Annotated in this window: 7 protein-coding genes; 1 reads left to right on the top strand and 6 read right to left on the bottom strand. The window is 64.8% G+C overall.

All coding sequences use genetic code 11. The annotated features are described in order from the left end of the window. Window positions 1–15 precede the first annotated feature (15 nt). Together ACIA75_RS07270 and ACIA75_RS07265 are read right to left on the bottom strand one after the other, a co-directional pair. Window positions 16–507, bottom strand: a complete 492-nt coding sequence (locus tag ACIA75_RS07270; protein ID WP_397100795.1) for a YbaB/EbfC family nucleoid-associated protein — start codon at window positions 505–507, stop codon at window positions 16–18. Window positions 508–526: 19 nt separating this feature from the next. Then, entirely contained in the window at window positions 527–847 is a 321-nt protein-coding gene (locus tag ACIA75_RS07265) for a hypothetical protein (RefSeq protein ID WP_397100793.1), read from the bottom strand. 316 nt (window positions 848–1163) lie between these two features. Here ACIA75_RS07265 and dtd point away from each other — a divergent pair, with 316 nt between their 5' ends. Next, window positions 1164–1607 (top strand): D-aminoacyl-tRNA deacylase, encoded by a 444-nt coding sequence (gene dtd / locus ACIA75_RS07260; RefSeq protein WP_397100791.1) that lies wholly within the window; start codon window positions 1164–1166, stop codon window positions 1605–1607. Window positions 1608–1679: 72 nt separating this feature from the next. Here the strand turns inward: dtd and map are convergent, their stop codons facing one another. From map to rplO, 4 genes are all read right to left on the bottom strand, one after another. Further along, window positions 1680–2489 carry a type I methionyl aminopeptidase gene (gene map, locus ACIA75_RS07255; RefSeq protein ID WP_397100789.1) on the bottom strand — a complete coding sequence of 270 codons (810 nt, stop codon included), beginning with the start codon at window positions 2487–2489 and terminating at the stop codon, window positions 1680–1682. A 44-nt stretch (window positions 2490–2533) separates the two neighbouring features. Beyond that, on the bottom strand, window positions 2534–3094 hold the full coding sequence (locus ACIA75_RS07250) for an adenylate kinase (RefSeq protein ID WP_397100787.1): 561 nt from the start codon (window positions 3092–3094) through the stop codon (window positions 2534–2536). Further along, on the bottom strand, window positions 3091–4416 hold the full coding sequence (gene secY / locus ACIA75_RS07245; RefSeq protein ID WP_397100785.1) for a preprotein translocase subunit SecY: 1326 nt from the start codon (window positions 4414–4416) through the stop codon (window positions 3091–3093). Before secY ends, ACIA75_RS07250 begins: the two co-directional genes overlap by 4 nt. A 240-nt stretch (window positions 4417–4656) precedes the next feature. Beyond that, window positions 4657–5100 (bottom strand): 50S ribosomal protein L15, encoded by a 444-nt coding sequence (gene rplO / locus ACIA75_RS07240; RefSeq protein WP_397100783.1) that lies wholly within the window; start codon window positions 5098–5100, stop codon window positions 4657–4659.

Here is a 5100-nt window from a genome sequence, read left to right as displayed (position 1 = left end):
GGCGGGATACTCGGACTACCAGCTGGAATCGGTGACCGAGCCGCGCCCGCTACCGTCCTCGCCCGCGAACCGCAGCCCGCTACCGTCGGAAATATCGCGGCGCTGCGCGGCATCCGGCCGTGCGGTCGAAGCAGGAACCACGCCCGGCATTTCCAGCTCGTCCATGCCCTCCACGAGATCGGAGAGTTTCGGTAACCGGGCCCGCTGGGTTTCCAGCGGCGCCATCAAGTCGGCGGTCTTCTCCGTCAGCTGTTCGGTGGCTCGCTGGCCGGCCTCGGTGATCGCCTTCGCGATTTCCGAATAGCTCAATTCGTCGACATCATCGGCGAATTTCACGTCGATCACCGTATTGTCGGCGTTCACCGTGACGCGGACTTTCTTACCGCGGGCCGTGCCGGTGGCAGTGATTTCGGCGCGCTGCTGCTGGATCCGGGCGATGGTGCGCATCTGCTCCTGCACCCCGCTCATGATCGCGGCGAAGTCGGCTTTGGCCTGTTCGTTGGTCATCGTCGCGCTTCAGCCTCGGTCAGCGCAGGCCGTCGCGGTTGCCGTCTTCCATGTCTTTCAGGTAGTTCGCGCTTTCCACCTGGCCGTCATAGAAGGAGCCCATGGTGCCGGCGACATTCCGGGCGCTCGCGAACAGGTTCGTCTTACCGGACGAATAACCGTCGTTCGCTTCACCATTGAGGAAGCTGTTTCCGAGCGTATCGTTGCCCCACGGCTCGCCGCGGCCGTTGATACTGGTGGTGAGGGTGTCGATCACGCCGTTGACCCGATCCCGCACACCGCCCGTGCGTTCTGCGGCCGCCGTGAACGCTTCGTCGTTGTAGTCGACCCTGTCGGCCATCGCGTCCGCTCCTCCCGCGGTGCCGAGCCACCCCGCACCGTCGTATCTGTCGAGATCGACGATGACAGCCAGGAGCGAACCCGGCGTAATGCCGGCGTGAACAGGAGCTTGCCCGCGGTTTGCGAACAGAAATACCGCCGCGCACAGTAGCTTCCGCGCGGCGGACAGCGCCGGGTCCGAAATACCCCCGGCGAGCAGGAATTCTGCGTGACTCTATCGCACCGGTACCCGTCCGGCGCGGGACAATTCTCCCCACAGACGGGAACCCCGCACCCGCGGCGCGGGAGCAGTGTCCGGCAGGGCATGATCGACCGGTATGCGAGCCCTCCTACAGCGTGTGACCTCCGCACAGGTACAGGTGGACGGCGAAACGGTCGGCCGGATAGACCCGGTGGCCAACGGAATTCCGCACGGCGTGCTGGCGCTGGTGGGTGTCACGCACACCGATACCGAGTCGATCGCGCGGGCCATGGCCGAAAAGATCTGGCGCCTACGGATCCTCGACGGTGAACGCAGCGCCGCGGATCTAGGGGCGCCCGTACTGGTGGTCAGTCAGTTCACGCTCTACGCCGACACCCGCAAGGGACGACGCCCCTCCTGGTCGGGAGCCGCACCCGGGGCAATCGCCGAACCACTGGTCGAGACGCTCGCCGATACCCTCCGGCAACTCGGCGCGACCGTAGCCGGCGGCCGCTTCGGGGCGCATATGCAGGTGGAACTCAGCAACGACGGACCGGTCACCGTCCTGCTCGAACTCTGAACCGGACAACGTGACCGGGCTGTGCACCGAAGCGGCTTGGCCGAAACCGGCGGGCGGGGGTGAGAGACGGTCCTATACGGAGTCGGAGGGGCGCAGGGTGAGGATCCGAGGGCCGTCCTCGGTCACCGCAACGGTGTGCTCCCAGTGCGCGGCGCGGGAACCGTCGGTGGTGACCACGGTCCAGTCGTCGTCGAGAACCTTGGTGTCGGAGGTGCCCAGGGTGAGCATCGGCTCGATGGCGAGTACCGAACCCACCACGAGACGCGGGCCCTTACCGGGCTGGCCCTCATTCGGCAGAAACGGGTCGAGATGCATTTCGCGTCCGATCCCGTGCCCGCCGTAACCGTCGACAATGCCGTACGAGCGGCCGTGCTCGGATTCCGCGGCGCGCGTGCCGAGCTCGATCGCGTGTGAGACATCGGTGAGCCGGTTCTCCGGAAGCATGGCGGCGATCCCCGCCACCATCGATTTCTCGGTGGCCTCACTCAGCAGCCGATCCGCTTCCGACACCTCGCCGACCCCGAACGTCCACGCCGAATCACCGTGCCAGCCGTCCAGGATCGCACCGCAATCGATGGACACCAGATCGCCCGCGGCCAGCACCTCCGACTCGGTCGGGATACCGTGGACCACGCGGTCGTTCACCGAGGCGCAGATCGACGCCGGAAACCCGTGGTAGCCCTGGAAGGACGGAACCGCACCGGCGTCCCGGATCACCTGTTCGGCGACCCGGTCCAGTTCGAGCGTGGATACTCCGGGCGCGGCCGCCGCACGCACCGCGACCAGCGCACGGCCGACGATCGCACCGGCCGCCGCCATCGCGTCGAGTTCCCCGGCGGTACGGAACGGTACGACCTTCTTACTCTTGCGACCGAAGACCACAGCTCTCCTTCTTCGAAGGATCGACGCCGGAGCCGCGAACGAAGCTATCCGGTCGTGGCATTACGGCCCAACGCCTCGAGGGCCCGCGCATTGACCTCGTCGACCTCGCCGACACCGTCCACCGACACGACCAGACCGTCGTAGTAGTTCAGCAGCGGCTGGGTCTCGTCGCGGTAGACCCGCAACCGGGTCCGGATGGTTTCCTCGTTGTCGTCGGAACGACCACGGGAGAGCATCCGCTCGACCACCGTGTCCTCGGACACCACGAAGCACAGCACCGCGTCGAGTTCGCTACCGAGCTCGTCGAGAATCTTGGCGAGCGCATCGGCCTGATCCACCGTGCGGGGGTAGCCGTCGAGAACGAAACCGCGCGAAGCATCCGGTTCGCCCACCCGCGACCGCACCATCCGGTTGGTCACATCGCTGGGCACCAGCTCACCGGCGTCCATATAGCGCTTGGCCTCGACACCGAGCGGAGTCTGCTCGCTGATATTCGCGCGGAACAGATCCCCCGTAGAGATATGTGGTACCCCCAGCTTTTCCGATAGCAGCACGGCTTGAGTGCCCTTGCCCGCTCCCGGCGGCCCGAGTAGTACGACTCTCACTTGAGGAACCCTTCGTAATTGCGATTCATGAGTTGGCTTTCGATCTGCTTCACGGTGTCCAGGCCGACGCTCACCATGATGAGCACGGCGGTACCACCGAACGGCAGATTCTGCACCCCGCTGGACGACGAACCCATATCGAGGAACACGTTCGGCAGTACGGCGACCAGACCGAGATAGATCGAGCCCGGCAGGGTGATGCGGCTCAATACGAAGGTCAGATGGTCGGCCGTCGGCTTACCGGGGCGGTAGCCCGGGATGAAGCCGCCGAACTTCTTCATTTCGTCTGCGCGTTCCTCCGGGTTGAAGGTGATCGCGACGTAGAAGTAGGTGAAGAAGACAATAAGGCCGAAGTAGATCGCGATGTACACCGGGTTGCTGGGGTTCACCAGATACTTCTGGATGATCTCCTGCCACCAACTGGGGTCCTCGGCAGTGTTGGACCCGGTGAGCTGGGCGATCAGGTTCGGCAGATACAGCAGCGAGGACGCGAAGATCACCGGGATGACACCGGCCTGGTTCACCTTCAACGGTAGATACGTCGACGAACCGCCGTACATCTTGCGGCCGACCACGCGTTTGGCGTACTGCACCGGGATCCGGCGCTGACCCTGTTCGACGAAGATGACCGCCACGATGATGGCGAACGCGGCGACGCAGACGAGCGCGAACACCAGGTTGCCGCGGCTGTCGAGAATGTTCTTGCCCTCGCTGGGGATCCGGGCGGCGATACCGGCGAAGATCAGCAGCGACATACCGTTGCCGACACCGCGCTCGGTGATCTGCTCACCGAACCACATGACCAGGGCGGCACCCGCGGTCATCACCAGCACGATGATGATCACACCGAAAACACTGGTGTCGGCGAGAATGTCCTGCTGGCAGCCCTGCAGCAGCTGCCCGCGGGCAGCCAGCGCGACCAGGCCCGAGGCCTGCAAAATCGCCAGCGCGATCGACAGGTAGCGGGTGTACTGCGTCATCTTGGTCTGGCCGGCCTGGCCTTCCTTGCGCAGTTCCTCGAACCGCGGGATGACGACGGTCAGCAGCTGAACGATGATGCTCGCTGTGATGTAGGGCATGATGCCGATTGCGAACACCGACAACTGCAGTAGCGCACCACCGGAGAACAGGTTGATGAGCTGGTAGATCCCGGCGGATTCACCCCCGGAGACCAGGTCGATACACTCCTGGACCGCCTTGTAGTCGACGCCCGGTGAGGGCAGCGCGGCACCGAGACGGTACAACGCGACCAGCCCCAGCGTGAAGAGAATCTTCCGCCGCAAGTCCGAGGTCCGGAAGGCCGTAACGAAGGCGGAAAGCACAGATCCTCCTGGCGAACGACATGGTCAGGCCATGGAATTTTCAGCGTGTCCCGGTCGGAAATCGCCGAACCCATGACGGGTCTTGGCAGACAACACTTGAACTCTAACAGTGACGCCGGACGAGCCTGCACTCGTCCGGCGGCGCTGTGCCTTTCGACATGGCCGGGAGCGCTGCGTGGTTACGCTGCGCTACCGCCTCCGCGCTTGACCCGGCCATGTCGATCGTCGAAATGGCGAACGTCAGCCCAGTTCGGTGGCGGTGCCACCGGCTGCGGCGATTTTCTCCTTGGCAGAGCCGGAGAACTTGTCCGCGCTGACCTGCACGGCGACGGAGATTTCTCCCTCGCCGAGCACCTTGACCAGCTGGTTCTTACGAACCGCGCCCTTGGCGACCAATTCGTCCTTGCCGATGGTGCCGCCCTCGGGGAACAGCTCGGCAATGGCGCCCACGTTCACGACCTGGTACTCCACCCGGAACGGGTTGGTGAAGCCCTTCAGCTTCGGCAGGCGCATGTGCAGGGGCATCTGACCGCCCTCGAACGCGGCGGGCACGTTCTTGCGGGCCTTGGTGCCCTTGGTGCCGCGGCCGGCGGTCTTACCCTTGGAGCCCTCACCGCGACCCACACGGGTCTTCTCGGTTTTGGAGCCCGGGGCCGGGCGCAGATGATGCAGTTTGATGGTCAT

Source organism: Nocardia sp. NPDC051750 (genome assembly GCF_044453135.1).
Classification (GTDB): Bacteria; Actinomycetota; Actinomycetes; order Mycobacteriales; family Mycobacteriaceae; genus Nocardia.
The sequence above is the reverse complement of the archived record's forward strand: the minus strand, read 5'-3'. Positions and strand labels throughout refer to the sequence as shown.